The 19,294-nt window shown below is 37.6% G+C and carries 13 protein-coding genes, 2 tRNA genes, 3 rRNA genes and 1 pseudogene; 4 read left to right on the plus strand and 15 right to left on the minus strand.

From position 1 onward, the window contains the following. Positions 1-31 precede the first annotated feature (31 nt). From VIX88_RS07260 to VIX88_RS07270, 3 genes are all read left to right on the plus strand, one after another. Entirely contained in the window at positions 32-796 is a 765-nt protein-coding gene (locus VIX88_RS07260; RefSeq protein ID WP_004917015.1) for an alpha/beta fold hydrolase, read from the plus strand. Between the two features lie 66 nt (positions 797-862). After that, complete coding sequence (gene yihA, locus VIX88_RS07265) at positions 863-1,489, plus strand: ribosome biogenesis GTP-binding protein YihA/YsxC (RefSeq protein WP_064969331.1); 627 nt, start codon at positions 863-865, stop codon at positions 1,487-1,489. Further along, positions 1,482-1,949: a GNAT family N-acetyltransferase gene (locus VIX88_RS07270; protein WP_064969330.1), complete on the plus strand. Its 468-nt coding sequence runs from the start codon at positions 1,482-1,484 to the stop codon at positions 1,947-1,949. The genes yihA and VIX88_RS07270 overlap by 8 nt, the downstream gene beginning before the upstream one ends. Before the next feature lies 1 nt (position 1,950). Here the strand turns inward: VIX88_RS07270 and msrA are convergent, their stop codons facing one another. Beyond that, positions 1,951-2,592, minus strand: coding sequence for a peptide-methionine (S)-S-oxide reductase MsrA (gene msrA / locus VIX88_RS07275; protein WP_064969329.1), 642 nt, complete (start codon positions 2,590-2,592; stop codon positions 1,951-1,953). Positions 2,593-2,786: 194 nt separating this feature from the next. Here msrA and lon point away from each other — a divergent pair, with 194 nt between their 5' ends. Next, positions 2,787-5,177, plus strand: a complete 2,391-nt coding sequence (gene lon / locus VIX88_RS07280) for an endopeptidase La (RefSeq protein WP_214193714.1) — start codon at positions 2,787-2,789, stop codon at positions 5,175-5,177. Between the two features lie 299 nt (positions 5,178-5,476). On the opposite strand, the gene rrf is transcribed toward lon, so the two are convergent. The 14 genes and pseudogenes from rrf to VIX88_RS07350 form a co-directional block, all read right to left on the minus strand. After that, positions 5,477-5,584, minus strand: a 5S ribosomal RNA gene (gene rrf / locus VIX88_RS07285). Between the two features lie 109 nt (positions 5,585-5,693). After that, positions 5,694-8,442: ribosomal RNA gene (locus VIX88_RS07290) — 23S ribosomal RNA — on the minus strand. 161 nt (positions 8,443-8,603) lie between these two features. Beyond that, positions 8,604-8,677: transfer RNA gene (locus VIX88_RS07295), tRNA-Ala, on the minus strand. 16 nt (positions 8,678-8,693) lie between these two features. Beyond that, positions 8,694-8,767 (minus strand) — tRNA-Ile (locus tag VIX88_RS07300). Positions 8,768-8,964: 197 nt separating this feature from the next. Then, positions 8,965-10,481, minus strand: a 16S ribosomal RNA gene (locus VIX88_RS07305). Together the 16S, 23S and 5S rRNA genes with 2 tRNA genes alongside form the textbook arrangement of a ribosomal RNA operon. Before the next feature lie 407 nt (positions 10,482-10,888). Beyond that, positions 10,889-11,554, minus strand: a complete 666-nt coding sequence (locus VIX88_RS07310; protein WP_064970539.1) for a hypothetical protein — start codon at positions 11,552-11,554, stop codon at positions 10,889-10,891. Between the two features lie 12 nt (positions 11,555-11,566). Then, positions 11,567-12,446: pseudogene (locus tag VIX88_RS07315) on the minus strand (IS982-like element ISRa1 family transposase). A gap of 41 nt (positions 12,447-12,487) precedes the next feature. Then, positions 12,488-13,399 (minus strand): dTDP-4-dehydrorhamnose reductase, encoded by a 912-nt coding sequence (rfbD, locus tag VIX88_RS07320; protein ID WP_214193715.1) that lies wholly within the window; start codon positions 13,397-13,399, stop codon positions 12,488-12,490. Between the two features lie 21 nt (positions 13,400-13,420). Beyond that, positions 13,421-13,915, minus strand: a complete 495-nt coding sequence (locus VIX88_RS07325) for an acyl-CoA thioesterase (RefSeq protein WP_064970537.1) — start codon at positions 13,913-13,915, stop codon at positions 13,421-13,423. 62 nt (positions 13,916-13,977) lie between these two features. Then, positions 13,978-14,478 (minus strand): OmpH family outer membrane protein, encoded by a 501-nt coding sequence (locus tag VIX88_RS07330; protein WP_014937836.1) that lies wholly within the window; start codon positions 14,476-14,478, stop codon positions 13,978-13,980. A gap of 54 nt (positions 14,479-14,532) precedes the next feature. Further along, positions 14,533-15,063, minus strand: a complete 531-nt coding sequence (locus VIX88_RS07335; protein ID WP_014937835.1) for an OmpH family outer membrane protein — start codon at positions 15,061-15,063, stop codon at positions 14,533-14,535. 16 nt (positions 15,064-15,079) lie between these two features. Next, positions 15,080-17,632 carry a BamA/OMP85 family outer membrane protein gene (locus VIX88_RS07340; RefSeq protein WP_064970536.1) on the minus strand — a complete coding sequence of 851 codons (2,553 nt, stop codon included), beginning with the start codon at positions 17,630-17,632 and terminating at the stop codon, positions 15,080-15,082. Between the two features lie 32 nt (positions 17,633-17,664). Beyond that, positions 17,665-18,411: an isoprenyl transferase gene (locus tag VIX88_RS07345; protein WP_064970535.1), complete on the minus strand. Its 747-nt coding sequence runs from the start codon at positions 18,409-18,411 to the stop codon at positions 17,665-17,667. A 3-nt stretch (positions 18,412-18,414) separates the two neighbouring features. Continuing rightward, on the minus strand, positions 18,415-19,293 hold the full coding sequence (locus VIX88_RS07350; RefSeq protein WP_064970534.1) for a DUF6089 family protein: 879 nt from the start codon (positions 19,291-19,293) through the stop codon (positions 18,415-18,417). Position 19,294 lies beyond the last annotated feature (1 nt).

Consider the following 19,294-nt stretch of genomic DNA (forward strand, 5'->3'; position numbering starts at 1 on the left):
TTGTATTTTTGCATGGCTTAGTAGTGTTTTTATGATTTTTAAAACTAAAAAAGAAAAGAAGTTCAATTTTATTGAAGAGGGAGAGGGACACCCTTTGGTACTCCTGCATGGACTTATGGGAGGGCTAAGTAATTTTGATGATATGGTAAAATTCTTTTCTGAAAAAGGGTATAAAGTCTATGTCCCAGAACTACCTATATATGACCTTCCTGTTCTAAACACGAATTTAACTGCTATTTCAAAATTCGTTGCAAAGTTTATAAAAGAGGAAGTTAAAGAGCCTGTTACTATTGTAGGCAACTCTATGGGAGGGCATATAGGGCTTATTCTTACACTATCAAAACCTGAACTTGTTAAAAACTTAGTACTTACAGGAAGTTCAGGATTATATGAAAAATCTTTTGGAGATAGTTTCCCTAGAAAAGGAGATAAAGAGTACATTAGAAAGAAAACACAAGAAGTTTTCTATGACCCTGCTGTAGCTACAGACCAATTAGTAGATGAGGTATTTTCTGTAGTTAATGATAGAATGAAAGGCATTAAAACCGTGATGCTAGCTAGAAGTGCTATAAAGCACAATATGATAAAAGATTTACCTAAGATTACTTGTCCAACCTGCATTATTTGGGGCAAACAAGACAATGTAACTCCACCAGAGGTAGCCGTTGATATGCACAAGTATATTCCTAATTCAGATTTGTACTGGATAGATAAATGCGGACACGCAGCTATGATGGAAAAACCACAAGAGTTCAATGAAATTCTCCTCTCTTGGCTCAAGAAGGTTAATAAATAAGAACTAAAAAATAGAGGAAGCCTAAATGCTTCCTTTTTTATTATTTAAAATTTAATACTAATAAAAATGATTTCTATAAAAAGTGCCGAGTTTGTTAAAAGTAGTCAAAAGTGGCAAGAATGCCCCGAAGCTAATCTTCCAGAATATGCATTTATAGGGCGTTCTAATGTAGGTAAATCCTCGCTAATCAATGCCATTACAGGAAATAAAAATTTAGCTAAAACCTCCCAAACTCCTGGAAAAACCCAACTCATCAATCATTTCATTATCAACGAAGAGTGGTATTTAACCGACCTCCCTGGTTATGGTTATGCCAAAGTTTCTAAAACCCAAAGAAAAGATTTTGAAAAACTAATCACCAACTATATCCTCAACCGAAAAAATTTGGTAAACCTTTTCATTCTTGTAGATATAAGACATACGCCTCAAAAAATAGATTTGGAATTTATTGAATGGTGTGGCGAAAGTGGCATTCCGTTTTCTATTGTTTTCACAAAAGAAGACAAACTAAAGCCTAATACCGCTAAAAGAAATGTAGAAGACTACACCAAAAAACTATTAGAAAATTGGGAAGAAGCTCCACAAATGTACATTACTTCCGCCGAAAAGAAAACAGGCACAGAAGCTATTCTAGAATACATAGAACAAACCAACCTATTTTTACAACAGAATAAAGTTAACTTTAATGAATAATATCAATACTACAGATTTGACTTGGCATATTAAAGCCTTTGATGAGCTTTCTGCTTTGGAGCTTTATAAAATCATGGTTGCTAGGCAAGAGGTGTTTATTATAGAGCAAGATGTAAAATATCAAGACGCTGATAACACAGACCAAAAAGCCTTTCATATATGGGCAGAGAATAGTGAAGGGCAACTATTAGCTTATTGTAGAATCTTCCCTGAAGGTGTAAAATACAACGAAACCTCAATAGGAAGAGTACTCACTACCTCTCTTGGAAGAAGAAAAGGCATAGGAAGACAACTCGTATCTTACGCCATAGAAGCCATAGAGAATATATATAAAACTTCCCGAATCAGAATATCTGCCCAAGACTATCTTTTGAAATTCTATTCAGAATACGGTTTTTCTGATACTGGTAAAAAGTATTTGGAAGATAATTTACCACATACAGAAATGGTTCGACAGTAATTTAATATTCCTTCAACCAACCTAAAGCTCCAAAATGAGCTTTAAATTTAGCGACTTTTGGTCCCACCACCGCACTACAATAAGGCTGAGTGGGATTATCTTTATAATACCCTTGATGATAGCTTTCTGCTTTCCAAAACTTTTTAAAAGGAGCAAGTTCTGTAACATAAGTACCACTCCATTTGCCTGTTGCCTCAGATGTTTTTATAGCCTGTTCCGCTTTTTGTTTTTCCTCTTCTGAACGATAGAAAATCACCGAACGATATTGTGTTCCTATGTCTTCTCCTTGTCGGTTAAGTTGAGTTGGGTCGTGTAGAAAAAAGAACACCTCCATCAGCTGTTCAAAAGAGATTTCATTGGGTCTATAAGCTATCTGTACCACTTCCGCATGTCCCGTTTCTCCTGTACACACCTCTTCATAAGTTGGATTTTCTTTATGACCTCCTGAGTAGCCAGACTCTACCGTTTCCACTCCTTTTAGCATATTGAAACAACTTTCCACACACCAAAAACAACCACCTCCTATGGTTAAGTATTCTATATTTTCCATATTCTCATTTTTATTTAAAGAAACTTGTACTTGGTTATTTTTACAATCAACCAAACTTATAAAACTCACCAAAAGTATTAAAAAATTCTTCATCAAAACAAGTTTTCATTTTGTTAATAGCCAATTTCTATCTTAAAACCTACACCTAAAATTGGCATAGGAATTGGGACTATAAAGCACTGCTTTAATTCTACTTATTTAAAAGTAAAATAAAGACAAAAGTAACGATTATAAAAACAAAAAAGCGACAGTTTGTCACTTTTAACATTTATTGAAGCCATAAAGATATGATTGATATTGAAGAACTTTCTCTAGACGGACTTTTAAATGAAAATTTCAGTTTCGTAACTGAAGAAATTCAAGAAAAGGCAGAGAATACAGAGCAAAACTTATTTCCTATTCTTCCTGTAAGAGATATGGTTATGTTTCCTAAAATTATTATGCCTATTACTGCGGGGAGAGAAAAATCTATAAAATTACTACAAGATGCACTGCTTAATAACGAAATTATAGGCATCATTTCTCAAAAAAACGCTAAAGAGCAAAACCCTACCGAAAAAGACCTGTATAAAGTAGGCACTACTGCCAAAATACTTAAAATCATTAAACTTCCCGATGGTAATATCACCGCAATTATGCGAGGTGTGGGAAGGTTTAAACTAAATAAACTTGTAGAAAAAGAGCCTTTCTTAAAAGCCGAAATAGAAAAGCTAAACGAAACTTCTACCAAAAGCAAAGAAGAGTATGATGCTCTTATAGAAAACATTAAAGAGTTAGCTCTTAAAATTATAGAGCTAGACCCACAAATTCCTAACTCGGCAAGGTTTGCAATTACAAATATTGAATCTCAAGAGGAACTCCTCAATTACATCTGTGCTAATGCAAAATTTACCGCAGAGGAAAAACAAAAATTATTAGAAACCAAGAGCTTTTTAGTTCGTGCAAAAAAATGTTACGAACTGATGCACGATGAGTTTAATAAATTAGAACTCCGCAGCATTATCCATCAAAAAACCACAAGAGAGATGGATAGAAACCAGAGAGAGTATTTTCTGAATCAACAAATCAAAGTCATACAAGAAGAGCTTGGCGGTGGTCCAGAAAACGATGCCGCAGAACTCCAAGAGAAAGCAAAAAAAATAAAGTGGAATGAGGAGATAGAACAACATTTCCAAAAAGAAATACATCGCCTTAACAGACAAAACCCTCATTCTCCAGACTACAATGTACAGAGGAACTATCTTGATTTTTTCACAGATTTACCTTGGGAACACTACTCCAAAGATATATTTGATTTGAATAGAGCCGAAAATGTACTCAACTCCGAACATTTCGGTATGGAAGATGTTAAAAAACGGATTCTAGAATACATTGCCGTTCTCAAGTTAAAAAACAATATGAAATCGCCTATCCTTTGCCTTGTAGGACCTCCAGGCGTGGGGAAAACCTCATTAGGAAAATCCGTTGCAGAGGCTTTAGGAAGAAAATACATCAGAATTTCTTTAGGAGGGCTACACGACGAAAGCGAAATTAGAGGACACCGAAAAACCTACATCGGTGCTATGGCAGGACGCATACTCCAATCCATCAAAAAGGCAGGCACCTCTAACCCAGTCATCGTATTAGACGAGATAGACAAAATAGGTCAAGGCATACACGGCGACCCTTCCTCTGCCTTACTAGAAGTCCTAGACCCAGAACAAAACAAAACTTTCTATGATAACTTTCTAGAAATAGGGTACGATTTGTCTAAAGTAATGTTTATTGCAACCGCCAATAGCCTAAATACCATTCAAAGACCACTATTGGACAGAATGGAGGTCATTCAGCTTTCAGGCTATACCGTAGAAGAAAAAGTACAAATTGCAAAAAAACACTTAATAAAAAAACAAATTGCAGAAAACGGATTAAAAAACACCCAACTAAAACTAGGAGTTAAAGAAATCACTCATATCATAGAATCTCACACTAGAGAAAGCGGTGTGAGAAATCTAGAGAAAAAAATAGCCAAAATAGCTCGATGGGTTGCCCTGCAAATTACAATGGAAAAAGAGTATAATCCTAAAATCAACATTGTTACCATTGACGAAATATTAGGCGTTCCTATCAAAAAAAATCTATCTGAAATGCTAGATGTTCCTGGTGTAGTTACAGGTCTAGCGTGGACAAGTGTAGGAGGTGATATTCTTTTTATCGAAAGTATTTTATCCGAAGGAAAAGGAAATCTCACGATGACGGGTAATCTAGGAAATGTAATGAAAGAATCTGCCACCATTGCACTAGAATACATCAAAGCAAAGCACCAAAGCCTAGGAATAGAACAAGAAACTCTATCCAAAAACAACATACACCTGCACATTCCCGAAGGAGCCACACCAAAAGACGGTCCTTCAGCAGGTATAGCTATGCTAACCTCAATGGTTTCTAGCTTCAGAAATAAAAAAGTAAGACCTCATATCGCTATGACGGGCGAAATTACTCTAAGAGGTAAAGTACTCCCAGTAGGAGGCATCAAAGAAAAGCTGTTAGCCGCATCTAGGTCAGGCATCAAAGAAGTTATCTTATGCGAAGACAATAAGAAAGACTACGAAGAGATAAAAGACAAGTCTTTAAATAGCCTAAAAATCCATTATGCAAACACAATGGAAGAAGTCATTAATATTGCATTAGAAAGTTAAAATTAGGGGTAAATCTATCTTGTTTTAGCATAAAAACTCACTCCATCATTTTATGTATGGAGAGAGTTTTTTTCTATATAGTTTTTTGGGCGTATCCCTTAGCAATTCTAAAGCCCTAGCAAGGGTCGGTCTACGGGCAGTCGCTATCTTAAAAAGCCCACGCCTATCCCTTACTCTTTTGTAAGATGAGCTTCAACAATGCCCTTCGCCCTTACGCAACTAAATCCTACACATAATCATCAATACCCTAAAACAAAAAAAGCCTCTAGCAGTGTTGCTAGAGGCTTTTCAAAAATAAAAACTGGCGGCGACCTACTCTCCCACTTTCGTAGTACCATCGGCGCTGGTGGGCTTAACTTCTGTGTTCGGAATGGGAACAGGTGAGCCCCACCGCTAAAACCACCCTAAAGTTCTTTATATAAAAATTAGTGTGTCCTAATTCTTTTTATCGGTAATTTTCATCACAAAGACAAAACCTTGCTCGCACTTATAAGGCTTTTTTAACATAACCCATTAGGCTATAAATCTACGGGTAATTAGTACTACTCGGCTATGCTGTTACCAACTTTACACCTGTAGCCTATCAACGTGGTCATCTCCCACGACCCTTAAAAGATGTCTCATCTTGAGGCAGGTTTCGCACTTATATGCCTTCAGTGCTTATCCTTACCAAACTTAGCTACTCTGCGGTGCGCCTGGCGGCACAACAGATACACCAGAGGTTTGTTCAAATCGGTCCTCTCGTACTAGATTCAAGCCCTCTCAAACATCTAACGCCCGCAATAGATAGAGACCGAACTGTCTCACGACGTTCTGAACCCAGCTCGCGTGCCACTTTAATGGGCGAACAGCCCAACCCTTGGGACCTTCTCCAGCCCCAGGATGTGACGAGCCGACATCGAGGTGCCGAACCTCCCCGTCGATGTGAGCTCTTGGGGGAGACTAGCCTGTTATCCCCGGAGTACCTTTTATCCTATGAGCGATGGCCCTTCCATACGGAACCACCGGATCACTATGTCCTGCTTTCGCACCTGATCGACTTGTAGGTCTCACAGTCAAGCACCCTTATGCCATTACACTCTACGCACGGTTACCAAGCGTGCTGAGGGTACCTTTGAAAGCCTCCGTTACTCTTTTGGAGGCGACCACCCCAGTCAAACTACCCACCACGCAATGTCCTCGTTTCCGAGTTAGGCTCTAAGTAAACAAAGGGTGGTATTTCAACAACGGCTCCACCAACACTAGCGTGCCAGATTCACAGCCTCCCACCTATCCTACACATTGTTTACTCAAAGTCAATACGAAGTTATAGTAAAGGTTCACAGGGTCTTTTCGTCCCATTGCGGGTAATCGGCATCTTCACCGATACTACAATTTCACCGAGCTCGTGGCTGAGACAGTGCCCAGATCGTTACACCATTCGTGCAGGTCGGAACTTACCCGACAAGGAATTTCGCTACCTTAGGACCGTTATAGTTACGGCCGCCGTTTACTGGGGCTTCAGTTAATGCCTTCGCTTACGCTAAGCACCTTCCTTAACCTTCCAGCACCGGGCAGGTGTCAGACCCTATACAGCATCTTTCGATTTAGCAGAGTCCTGTGTTTTTGATAAACAGTCGCCTGGGCCTCTTCACTGCGGCCAACATTTCTGTTGGCGTCTCTTCTTCCGAAGTTACGAGACTATTTTGCCTAGTTCCTTAGCCACGACTCACTCGAGCACCTTAGGATTCTCTCCTCGACTACCTGTGTCGGTTTTGGTACGGGTTGCTTCACTTCGGCTTTTCTTGGAACTGCTTTCCCTACAACAACTTCGCCCGTAGGCTAGGTCTCAACTATTCCGTCAGTCTTCAGTAAGTACGGCAATCCGTCCCCTTTTTAGTGTGAGCAAGTATGGGAATATTAACCCATTGTCCATCCACTTCCCCTTTCGGGTACGCGTTAGGTCCCGACTAACCCTCAGCTGATTAGCATGGCTGAGGAAACCTTAGTCTTTCGGTGAGGGGGTTCTCGCCCCCTTTATCGTTACTTATGCCTACATTTTCTTTTCTATAAGCTCCACAATACCTCGCGATACTGCTTCTGCGCCGATAGAATGCTCTCCTACCGATGTATTAATACATCCCATAGCTTCGGTAATATGCTTATGCCCGATTATTATCCATGCCGGACCGCTCGACTAGTGAGCTGTTACGCACTCTTTAAATGAATGGCTGCTTCCAAGCCAACATCCTAGCTGTCAATGCAGTCCAACCGCGTTATTTCAACTTAGCATATATTTAGGGACCTTAGCTGTTGGTCCGGGTTCTTTCCCTCTCGGACATGGACCTTAGCACCCATGCCCTCACTGCTGATGAACATTTATTAGCATTCGGAGTTTGTCAGGAATTGGTAGGCGGTGAAACCCCCGCATCCAATCAGTAGCTCTACCTCTAATAAACTTAACATCAACGCTGCACCTAAATGCATTTCGGAGAGTACGAGCTATCTCCCAGTTTGATTGGCCTTTCACCCCTACCCACAGGTCATCCGAAGACTTTTCAACGTCAACCGGTTCGGTCCTCCACTTTGTGTTACCAAAGCTTCAACCTGCCCATGGGTAGATCACAAGGTTTCGCGTCTAATCCTACTAACTATTCGCCCTATTCAGACTCGCTTTCGCTTCGGCTCCGTAACTTAATTACTTAACCTCGCTAGTAAAATTAACTCGTAGGCTCATTATGCAAAAGGCACGCCGTCACAGCAATAAGCTGCTCCGACCGCTTGTAGGCGTACGGTTTCAGGTTCTCTTTCACCCTTCTATTCGAAGTGCTTTTCACCTTTCCTTCACAGTACTTGTTCACTATCGGTCTTTCAGGAGTATTTAGCCTTGGAGGATGGTCCCCCCATATTCAGACAGGATTTCACGTGTCCCGCCCTACTCTTGTATCACTTATGTATGCCTTTCATGTACGGGGCTATCACCCTCTATGGCCACTCTTTCCAAAGTGTTCTATTAAACATATAAAAGCTTTTGGGCTAATCCGCTTTCGCTCGCCACTACTTACGGAATCTCTTCGATTTCTTTTCCTCCGGGTACTTAGATGTTTCAGTTCTCCGGGTTTGCTCTGCTTACGCAGTAATACATCTTCAATGTATTGGGTTGCCCCATTCGGATATCTACGGATCTATTCGTGTGTGCCAATCCCCGTAGCTTTTCGCAGCTTACCACGTCCTTCGTCGCCTCTGAAAGCCTAGGCATCCGCCATACGCCCTTAACGATTTCTTTCCTAATATTTTTGGTTACTCAAGCACTTATAAGTGCTCGGTTTTCTCTTTGTGATGTCTTTTACCGTTAATGTCAATGTGCTTTACGCTCGCTAAATATTTAATGAACTGATGTTGTATTTGGCCCCATCCGTCACTTTTAAATTAAATATCTAACCCTTGTGGAGAATAAGGGAGTCGAACCCTTGACCTCCTGCGTGCAAGGCAGGCGCTCTAGCCAGCTGAGCTAATTCCCCCTCTTTTTATAATTAGTAGTCTCGGGCAGGCTCGAACTGCCGACCTCTACATTATCAGTGTAGCGCTCTAACCAGCTGAGCTACGAGACTGTCTTAGATGTCAGAGTTTAGATTGTTAGAATTTAGACTTGCATCCTTTTTCTAACTTCCAACTTCTAGTTTCTAATCTCTTTCTTATCCCTGATACTAATCTTAGGGGTTATTTCTTTATATACCAACCAGTAAAAAAACCAAAGCTACTTTAAGTAAGCTCTCTTATTTTTGTTTATACTCCAAATGAGTCTCTAAAATGAGATGTTCCAGCCGCACCTTCCGGTACGGCTACCTTGTTACGACTTAGCCCTAGTTACTAGTTTTACCCTAGGCAGCTCCTGTTACGGTCACCGACTTCAGGTACCCCCAGCTTCCATGGCTTGACGGGCGGTGTGTACAAGGCCCGGGAACGTATTCACCGCGCCATGGCTGATGCGCGATTACTAGCGATTCCAGCTTCATAGAGTCGAGTTGCAGACTCCAATCCGAACTGAGACCGGCTTTCGAGATTTGCATCACTTCGCAGTGTAGCTGCCCTCTGTACCGGCCATTGTATCACGTGTGTGGCCCAAGGCGTAAGGGCCGTGATGATTTGACGTCATCCCCACCTTCCTCGCTACTTGCGTAGGCAGTCTCACTAGAGTCCCCAACTTAATGATGGCAACTAGTGACAGGGGTTGCGCTCGTTGCAGGACTTAACCTAACACCTCACGGCACGAGCTGACGACAACCATGCAGCACCTTGAAAATTGTCCGAAGAAAACCGTATTTCTACAGCTGTCAATTCCCATTTAAGCCTTGGTAAGGTTCCTCGCGTATCATCGAATTAAACCACATGATCCACCGCTTGTGCGGGCCCCCGTCAATTCCTTTGAGTTTCAACCTTGCGGTCGTACTCCCCAGGTGGCTAACTTATCACTTTCGCTTAGTCTCTGAACCCTAAAGCCCAAAAACGAGTTAGCATCGTTTACGGCGTGGACTACCAGGGTATCTAATCCTGTTCGCTCCCCACGCTTTCGTCCCTCAGCGTCAGTTATAACTTGGTAACCTGCCTTCGCAATCGGTGTTCTGAGTAATATCTATGCATTTCACCGCTACACTACTCATTCCAGCTACCTCAACTATACTCAAGACTAGCAGTATCAACGGCAGTTCTACAGTTAAGCTGTAGGCTTTCACCACTGACTTACTAGCCCGCCTGCGGACCCTTTAAACCCAATAAATCCGGATAACGCTTGCACCCTCCGTATTACCGCGGCTGCTGGCACGGAGTTAGCCGGTGCTTATTCGTACAGTACCTTCAGCTACCCTCACGAGGGTAGGTTTATCCCTGTACAAAAGAAGTTTACAACCCATAGGGCCGTCGTCCTTCACGCGGGATGGCTGGATCAGGCTTGCACCCATTGTCCAATATTCCTCACTGCTGCCTCCCGTAGGAGTCTGGTCCGTGTCTCAGTACCAGTGTGGGGGATCACCCTCTCAGGCCCCCTAAAGATCATTGACTTGGTGAGCCGTTACCTCACCAACTATCTAATCTTGCGCGTGCCCATCTCTATCCGCCGGAGCTTTCAATACTAATTGATGCCAATCAGTATATTATGAGGTATTAATCTCCCTTTCGAAAGGCTATCCCTCAGATAAAGGCAGGTTGCACACGTGTTCCGCACCCGTACGCCGCTCTCAAGTATCCGAAGATACTCTACCGCTCGGCTTGCATGTGTTAGGCCTCCCGCTAGCGTTCATCCTGAGCCAGGATCAAACTCTCCATTGTATGTTTTTCCCGTCTCACTCAAAGTTTTGTTACGCTTTGGTTTTTTCCTTACTTGGTTGTTATAGTATCTTTCAATGTCCTCTATTCTTCTCGCTAAATCTCTCACCGATTTTCTCAGTTCCGATTTGCGAGCGCAAAAGTAAAAAGTTTTTTTTAATTGACCAAATGTTTTTGAAAAAATTTTAAATATTTTTTCTCAACACCGATAAACACCCCCTCGCAATACTCCTCCTTATTCTTAAGGCTTATTACTACTAAGCATTTAAACTAATCAATCCACTCCTACTCTCTCATATCGAGGCTGCAAAAATATAAATTCTTTGTCATTAACTCCAAATGTTTTATAACATTTTTTTATCCATCATATATAATCGACTGATTTGCAAAATGAAAAATTTTAGAAACATCTAATAAGATGTATAGAAATTTAATAGATAGTTAGCGTAAGCCTCATCTAATCTTTCTAAATCTCCTGTCTTTAGATTGAGAAAACCGTCTTTTCCCCTAAGTGAAGTATCGGATACATTAAAATATAATGAGTTATTGGTTCCTGTTTTCGTTGGAAGTTTAATCCTAGAGCCAAGAAATCCACCTACTGAAACATCTATTGGCTTTTCAGTTAAACTTATTTTATAATAAGATTTTGGTAAAAGCGTTAATATTTTATCTTCTATTTTTAATTTCCGAGCTTTGTCTCCTATATTAAATAGATAAACTTCATCATGAACCCTTGTTATATTTTCTACATTTATAGAGTACAATAGTACTGCATAGTACTGTTTATTTTTAGCTTTTAGCCCATCTATAGTTTCAGGAAATATAATTTGATAAGCATTAGCTCCTATAAATTTAGCCTTATTGTATATTGCTACATAATTAACTTTGTCGTCCGTAGATGCATTAGCTACTTCTAGTTTACCTAAATAATGTGCCTTTTCAATATCTTCTTGGATAAGTCTAAAGAACGATTTATCTGTACTTTCTATTTTATCTTTAATTTCCACTAGGTCGTATCGTTGAGAAAACCCAGCGACTGATAAACATAGACTAAGAGCTAAAATAATTTTCTTCACTCGTTGTGCATTTTAAATAATACTGATTTTTAGATGATTTAATTTTCTTTGGAAGATAAATTTATTGATATATTGAATAACCGTTGCGGCGGTTATTTTACTGATTATCCTTGTTTTAAAGCCTTCAAAAGTTTTAGCATAGTTTCTTTTAATCATAAATTGGTCGCAAAGTTGAGAGAAAAATGTCTCAATTCGTTTTCGCTTTTTCTTGTACAATGAAAATTGAGGAATATAATCTTTCTGATTACTTCTCATTGGTGTATCTAATTTAATATTAGCATAGTTAAATAAATCTATTTGAACTTTTGCTGATAAATAGCCTCTATCTCCAATTAAAGTACAGTTTCGCATTTGCTCACCAATATCTTTTAAATAGTGGATGTCGTGAACGGATGCAGGGCTTATATCAAAATTCTTAATCAACACCATTTAAAGAACATACTGCGTGTAGTTTATAGCCATAGAAATATAATTTCTGTGAAGCACAATAACCATATGTTGGTGAAGAATAGGATTGCTCTTTACAAATTTTTGAACGAGTAGAACGAGCGTTTTCACAAACTTTCATTGGCATGCTATCAACGATAAAAATATCTTCAAACTCATTGAACTCCATCGAAATACGCTGTCTAATTTGCTCTGTTTGTAGGGATAGTCTTCGTTTTCGCTTATTGTAAACACTTCTTTCAATTTTGTTTATCAGAGAGTTTGGCAATTTTCTAAATAACTGTAATTCGCTATCAATACTCAAGTATTCAGCAGTAATATTAAGACTTATGACTTCTAAATCGCTCATTTTAGGTGTTCTTCTCTGATAACTAATCAGTTGATTTTCTGAAAAAAGTCCTAAAACTTCCAAAATTCTTTCATATATTTGCTCTAAGTTGTTCATTTATACCGTTTTATAGCAAAAACAATATACTTATTTTCAGTCTAATAAACAACTCTTGTTTTTTTCATTTCATAATGCACAACGGGTTTTTCTTCATTTTCTTTAAGGATTTCTATGCAAGACTCTAAACTAGGTTGCCAATACTTTATTTCTATCTGATAATCTTTTTCTATTTTATCTAAAGCAAATGTACTTCTATGTGGTCTCTTTGCTGGTGTAGGATAGGCTTCTGTTGGAATAGGATTTAGTTTAATATTACTTTTTGAGAATTCTTTAATTTTTGTAGCAAACTCGTACCAAGTGGTCTCTGAGTAGTTAGAGAAATGATAGATACCCATTTTTTTTGAAGGTGTTTCTATGATTTTCATTACAGCTTCTGCCAAATCATTGGCATTAGTTGGCTGACCGAATTGGTCGTTTACTATATTTAATTCATCTTTTTGAGAAAAAAGGTGAAGCATTGTTTTTACAAAGTTTTTATTAAACTCAGAGTAAAGCCAAGAAGTACGAATGACTATTGTATTAGGATTATTCTCTAAAGCCAATTCTTCCCCTCTAAGTTTAGACTTCCCATAAACTCCAAGAGGATTGGTAAAATCGTCTTCTGAATAAGGCAAATTTGTATCTCCATCAAAAACATAATCGGTGCTGATGTGTATCAATAATGTTTGATTTTCTTGACAAGCTTTTGCTAGATTTTCCACTCCATTAGCGTTAATATCATAGGCTTTTTCTTGCTCCTGCTCCGCCAAATCTACAGCGGTGTATGCAGCAGCATTGATACAAACTGATGGTTTTTCTTCATTAAAAATATCCAAAACAGCTCCTTCATCTGTTATATCCAACTCTTTTGAAGTTTTAAATACAAAGTTATATTGTGGATAGTTTTCCTCTAACTTTTTGAAACAATTACCTAATTGTCCCCCTGCTCCTGTAACTAAAATTCTACTCATATCTTATCTAATATATTTAGACTATATCCCCACAAATTTATTTATTTTTCTCAAGTTATCAACTCTTTCTTGGAATGTTTTTTCCGATATTTCTACCAAGAATTCACCAAGCTGTTCCATAATTTCTGGAGTGTGTTCTTGTGATTTTCTTGTTTTAAGATTAAAGTGAATAACCTTTACCCATAATACAGCGTAAACTAAATCAGAATCCAAAGCCTTCATTAAAATTTCTACTAAAGCTGTTCTTTTATCCATCATAATGGTTTTACTTGTAATTTTAGCTTTAGTATTAGCTTTTATTTCTCTTAGGTATGCTATTTGATTTTCTATAGCAATCCAAGTGCAGCCCGTTTTTTGTGCATATTCTTGATAGGTAAATCCGTAGTTATCTTCCACATGATCTTCTCTTGCATTGAGCATATACTCCAAATATTTTACATTATTGAGATGCCCTATTGGGTCGCAATCAGCAAAACGAATTTTAACTATACTCTCAAACTCTTTTAATTCTCCCATATTTATATATTTAAATAAAAAAACCACTCAAAAGAGTGGCTTTATAGATATTTTCAACTTAATTAAAGTCCTAATTCTTTTTTAACAGCTGCAGTAGCATCAGCTCCTCCTTTATAGATTAACCCCATAGTGTTAGAGTCAAAAATAAAGTCCCAACCGTTAGCTTTAGCTGCTTTTTCTGTAGCTTCCATAAATTTCTTATCTATAGGAGCGTAAGCTGCTTGTTGCTTCTCTGTATAATCTTTCTGAGCAGCTTCTGACATTTGCTGAATATTCTGTTGTTTCTTCTGCAATTCTCCTTCCTTAGCAGTTCTCTGAGCCTCAGTCATTGTAGCTGCCGATTTTTGATAAGCTGCAACCTCTTCTTGCCAAGCTTGTGCTTGTTTTTGAATTTCTACTTGTTTTGCTTTAAATACACTTAGTAATTGTTCATCTGCTTTTTTCTTTTCAGGCATCATGCTCAAAATAGCTTCTACATCTACCGTAGCTATTTTTTGTGCCTTTGCAACTCCCATAGATACAAACATCATTACCGCTGCAAACAATACGCTTAATTTTTTCATAATAATAAATAAAGTTTAATTTTTATAGTTTTTTATTTCTCTCTGCAATTATACTTATTTTTTTTGATTTTTAAGTAAAATATCCAATACTTTATCGGTATAATCGTACTTTTTATCAGTAAAGAGTATATTTGCATCGTTACCCTTATCAAGAACTATGCCTAAACCATTTTTATCACTAACTTGCTTTATGGCATTCCAAATTTGATCTTGAAAAGGCTTAGTTAGAGATGTTCTCAACTTATTAACCTCTCCATCCGTTCCAAATCTTTTAGAGATAAGTCCTTTAAGCTCTTTTTCTAATTCTAAAACTTCTTTTTCCCTTGTCTTTAGTTGCTCTCCTACAAGAAGTACTTTTTCATTTTCAAATGATGTTTTTTTAGCTTCGTAATTGGTCTGCATTTGGCTAATTTCAGTTTGCCAAGTTTGCACTTGTGTTTCCAATCTTTTTTCTGCCTCTTTGTATTGAGGAAACTTCTCCAAAATATATCGTGTATCTACAACTCCTATCTTCTGTGCTTTGATACCAAAGCTTATAAACAACAGACTGAGAACAAAAGCTATTTTTTTAAAAAAACTTATCATCTTTTCAATATTTGGATTATAATGGTTGGTTCATTAAGAAGTGAGTATTCCAGCCCGAAGGTTGTGTGCCTCCTATAGTTTTATCAAATCCGTAAGCAAAGTCGAACCCAATTAAACCAAAAGCACCCATAAATACTCTAATACCAACACCTACAGAGCGTTTCAACTGGAACGGATTGTAAGTTGAAAAGTTATTCCAAGTATTACCTCCTTCAGCAAAAGTAAGTGCATAGATTTTAGCAGTTTGGTTCATTGAGATTGGATATCTTAATTCTACTGCAAAACGGTTATATAATGTACCCCCACCTGTTGGCGTGACATCTTCTGTTAACCCACCTGTCATAGATGCGTTTTGATAACCACGCAATGGTATAAGCTCTCTACCGTCAAACCTTCCCGCAAAAAGCCCTACACCTCCTAAATAGAATCTCTCAAAAGGTGGAGCTCCTAGTTGTCTATTGTATCCGTCCATAAAGCCCATTTCTGCAGTAGAACGTAGTACTAGTTTACCAACAACCGTATTATAAGTTTCAGCTCTAAGTTTTACTTTGTAAAATTCTAACCAATTATATTTTGCCGCAGTGGACATAGTACTATAATCTTTATTCGAAAATAAAGAATACGGTGGTGTAAACTTTACAGAAGCCTCTATATTAGACCCTTGCGTAGGGAAATGAGGATCAAATCCTGCTGAATTTCTACTCAGTGATATATTAAATGCAAAGTTGTTTGCGGAACCATTACTCACTTGTTCTGACCCGAACTGGAATGGGAAGTTATTGAAATTATAGCCCTGATAAGAAATCCCTGTATAAAGGGAGAAATTATAATCTGGCCATAATAGTCTTCTTGTTAAACCTACATTCGCAGAGAATATATTTAACCTTTGACTACCTCCTGTAAGGTCTGCATATTTTACTATAGAGTTATTTACACTTATAGATAAAGCAGTTGGACGGCTACCAAACAACCAAGGTTCTGTAAAAGCAAAACTATAATTTTGGAAGAATTGCCCTGCCTGTGCCTGTAATGATAATACTTGCCCATCTCCTTGAGGAACAGGTTTAAAATCTTTGCCTCTCAAGAAGTTTCTAAGAGAAAAGTTATTAAACGTTAGCCCCAAAGTCCCTATAAATGAGCTACCACCATAACCTGCCTGTAATTGCACTTGTGAAGAGCCTTTTTCTACCAAACTCCAAGCAACATCTACAGTGTTATTTTGTGGATTTGGTTTGATGTCATATTTAATTTGTTGAGGGTCAAAAAACTGCATCCCTGCTAAATCAAAGTAAGTTCCTTTAATATCTCTTTTAGAAAATAAATTACCTGGTCGTGTCTGCAAAGAACGAAGTATTACATGGTCGTGTGTGGTCGTATTACCACTCCACGTTACTCTATCCCAAGAAGCCTTTTCGCCCTCCTTAATTCTTATTTCTAAGTCTATAGAGTCTCCCTTTATTGCTTTCTCTACAGGTGTTACTTGGGAGAAAAGATAACCGTTATTAAGGTATAAAGACTTGATATCTGAATCATCTTCTTTGCCACCATCTTCACCCACTTTTTTATTAAATCCTACGGCATCATAAATATCTCCTTTTTTATAACCTAATACTTTTTGTAAAAACTCTGTGCTGTAAGCCGTATTTCCAATGAAATTAATGTCTCCAATATAGTATTTTTTACCTTCGTTGAGTTTTACATTAATTTCATAATTGTTGTTTTTATTTCTCCAAACCGAATCGGAAACAATTACCGCATCACGATAACCTAAAGAGTTATAATAGGTTACTAAGTTTTTCTTATCTTCTTCGTATTTCTCTTTAACAAACTTAGAAGATTTTAATATTCCTAATAAAAATCTTTTTTGTTTAGTTTCTTTAAATGCTTTTTTTCTAAGCTTTCTAGATGAAATATTCTCGTTTCCTTCAAAAGTAATACGGTCTATTTTTATACGCTTCCCCCTCTGTACCTCTATCGTCCAGTCCATCATATTAGGGTCTTTAGGGTTTGCAGTATTCTTTACATTTACCTTAGCATCAGAGAAACCTTTATCTATCTGCTGTTTGGCAATATTGTGTTTTACCGAGTTTATTAAGTCATTAGTGATTTTTACCCCAGGTTTTAAATCATTATCTTTTATGATTTTTTCAGCCTTAGATTTACTGACTTTCTTATCTACCCCTACTACTTTTACTTCTCCTAAATCTTTTAAGTCTTCCAATAAAAATCTAAGCACAATATTTTGCCCATCTACACTTTGTACATAAACTTCTACCTCAGAGAAATATTTAGAATTCCAAAGTTTTTTTATAGCCTCGCTAATTTTTTGTCCAGGCACTTCTATCTGCTCCCCTTTTCTAAGTCCTGTAAATCTTAAAACCTGATCTGCACTATATTTTTTGACGCCATCTACCACTATATCCTTCAAAATATAGTTTCCTTGTAAGTCATCTACCTGAGCTGTACTCTCACTTTGTACCCCTTGTTGAGGATTTGTCTTAGGCACCTCTTGTCCAAATAAATGAGCTGACGCTGCAAATAAAAGAACTGGTAAAAATTTATATCTCATTATATAAAATCTATTCTTTTTCAATTAAAATATTAAGGAGCTACCTGCTCACTAGTTTTGCCGTATCGTCTCTCCTTGTTTTGATAATCTACGATACATTGGAAAAAATCGTCTTTAGAGAAATCTGGCCATAGAACATCTAAAAACTGTAGTTCTGCATAAGCTATTTGCCATAAAAGGAAATTGCTTATCCTCACTTCTCCACTTGTTCTAATCAATAAATCTACATCTGGAATGTCTTTAGTAAACAAGTTCTGACTTATAGTTTCTTCTGAAATCTCCTCTACCGATAATTCTCCATTTTTAACTTCGGTGGCAATTTTTTTCACTGCCGTTAAAATCTCATGTCTAGAACCGTAGCTCAGGGCCAAAACTAAATTTCCGTTAGTATTATCCTTAGTTAAATCTACTACATTTAGCAACTGATCTTTAACCAAAGAGGGCAATCTTTCCACATCGCCTATAACATGCATTCTCAACCCTTTATTGAATATATCTTCTGCCTCTGCTAATAAAGTTTCTGATAACAAATTCATAAGCGTATCTACCTCATCGGAAGGTCGTCCCCAATTTTCCGTGGAAAAGGTATATAATGTAAGATAAGGTACACCTATCTCATTACAAGCATTGATGGCATTTCTTACGGCTTCAATAGCATTCTTGTGTCCAAAGGTTCTTTCTTGTCCTTTGGATTTTGCCCATCTCCCATTGCCATCCATTATAATAGCGATGTGTTGGGGCAATTTGTTTTTATCAATTTTGTTTTTTATTTCTGACATTTCTTAATCACAATAACACGGTGGACTCCCAAAAGAATAGGATACACCTAAAGCAACTGAATTTACCCAGTCCTTAGAATTTAGATTTCCTACTTTTCTTGATTCCAAATAAGGTTTTATAATTGTATCTATTTCTTCTTTTGATAACATCGTATTACCTCCTCTTATTGCCTTTACAATTTCTTTATCATAAAGAACTCTTACCTGACTTTCTTGTATATTACTGTAATCAATATTGTCTGTAAAAGTAGGGCGGAAGGTAATCTCTCCAAATAAAGCCCAATTATAGTTAAATTTATACTTTAATCCCACTCCAAATGGAATAGACATCGTCAGTTTATTAATCATAGTTCGTTGCTCTTCAGGATAATCTTCAATCGTAGGAGGCGTAAAAGCCCCTATAGCATCTACTAGCTGATAATTAGAAAAATCTAATGTAGTATTAGTACTTGAATAAAGCATTGCTCCTACACCCCCAAAAATATAGGGGCTGAACATAGGTTCTTTCTGCTCATTATTCACTGGTAAAAATTGATACTCAAAAATAGATTCTAAGGATAATATTGTATTATTACCAGAATTATTTCTCATTCTACGGTACCCTTCCTTTGCCAAATAGTCTTGAAATTTAATATTTGAATAAGATAAATTAAATCTAAGCCCTTGATATGGATTAAAGTTCATCTTGTAAAAACCTCCTAAATTGACTGGTGGCCCATAAATACTATTAAATGTTGAAATATCAGGGAACAAATAATCGGTCTTTCCAATATCTCCCACAAGATTACTCACCCCTGCATAAACACCAATCTCATGCTTTTGAGCAAAAGACAGAGTGGAGGTTGTAAAAATACACAATAGACCGAAAATTATTTTCTTCATA

Origin of the sequence: Riemerella anatipestifer (genome assembly GCF_035666175.1) — a bacterium.
Classification (GTDB): domain Bacteria; phylum Bacteroidota; class Bacteroidia; order Flavobacteriales; family Weeksellaceae; genus Riemerella; species Riemerella anatipestifer_D.

What these genes read in the sequence shown, in the direction of transcription:
- VIX88_RS07260 (WP_004917015.1), top strand. Translation starts at nt 32, where the DNA reads ATGATTTTTAAAACTAAAAAAGAAAAGAAGTTCAATTTTATTGAAGAG.
- yihA (WP_064969331.1), top strand. Translation starts at nt 863, where the DNA reads ATGATTTCTATAAAAAGTGCCGAGTTTGTTAAAAGTAGTCAAAAGTGG.
- VIX88_RS07270 (WP_064969330.1), top strand. Translation starts at nt 1,482, where the DNA reads ATGAATAATATCAATACTACAGATTTGACTTGGCATATTAAAGCCTTT.
- msrA (WP_064969329.1), bottom strand. Translation starts at nt 2,592, where the DNA reads ATGAAGAATTTTTTAATACTTTTGGTGAGTTTTATAAGTTTGGTTGAT.
- lon (WP_214193714.1), top strand. Translation starts at nt 2,787, where the DNA reads ATGATTGATATTGAAGAACTTTCTCTAGACGGACTTTTAAATGAAAAT.
- rfbD (WP_214193715.1), bottom strand. Translation starts at nt 13,399, where the DNA reads ATGAGTAGAATTTTAGTTACAGGAGCAGGGGGACAATTAGGTAATTGT.
- VIX88_RS07325 (WP_064970537.1), bottom strand. Translation starts at nt 13,915, where the DNA reads ATGGGAGAATTAAAAGAGTTTGAGAGTATAGTTAAAATTCGTTTTGCT.
- VIX88_RS07330 (WP_014937836.1), bottom strand. Translation starts at nt 14,478, where the DNA reads ATGAAAAAATTAAGCGTATTGTTTGCAGCGGTAATGATGTTTGTATCT.
- VIX88_RS07335 (WP_014937835.1), bottom strand. Translation starts at nt 15,063, where the DNA reads ATGATAAGTTTTTTTAAAAAAATAGCTTTTGTTCTCAGTCTGTTGTTT.
- VIX88_RS07340 (WP_064970536.1), bottom strand. Translation starts at nt 17,632, where the DNA reads ATGAGATATAAATTTTTACCAGTTCTTTTATTTGCAGCGTCAGCTCAT.
- VIX88_RS07345 (WP_064970535.1), bottom strand. Translation starts at nt 18,411, where the DNA reads ATGTCAGAAATAAAAAACAAAATTGATAAAAACAAATTGCCCCAACAC.
- VIX88_RS07350 (WP_064970534.1), bottom strand. Translation starts at nt 19,293, where the DNA reads ATGAAGAAAATAATTTTCGGTCTATTGTGTATTTTTACAACCTCCACT.